The 314-nt window shown below is 37.6% G+C and carries 1 protein-coding gene; it reads right to left on the bottom strand.

The genetic code is table 11. The annotated features are described in order from the left end of the window. The coding region (locus H3T83_RS11325) for a hypothetical protein (protein ID WP_198215810.1) at positions 1 to 274 on the bottom strand (274 nt) is incomplete at its 3' end. Positions 275 to 314: the final 40 nt, after the last annotated feature.

Below are 314 nucleotides of genomic sequence, written 5' to 3'. Positions count from 1 at the left end.
TCCTTGGTACTAACATACCAATATCATTAAAACTCTGACCGGAAGCTGGTAAAATGATAGGATGGTTTCTTGAATCATTGGTTGTGGGAGTAAATGTTCTTCCATCAGAAAGGGATATCCCGAGTAGCGCTTCGGTATTTGTTACCCGAGTACGACCACCATCAAAGGTTAAATAAGGTGCTGAGCCATAAATAATATTGGTCGTTTTAGTGGTTAATGCATAATTAGCAAAAGAGATAGACTGTAATACAACCACGGTTAATACCAAAACCATCTGCCGAGATAAACAGACTAAACCAAGAAATTTTGAAAAA

The sequence above is a fragment of the Gilliamella sp. M0320 genome, from assembly GCF_016101635.1.
GTDB classification, from domain to species: Bacteria; Pseudomonadota; Gammaproteobacteria; order Enterobacterales; family Orbaceae; genus Gilliamella; species Gilliamella apis.
This window is presented reverse-complemented; position numbering and strand designations above follow the sequence as displayed.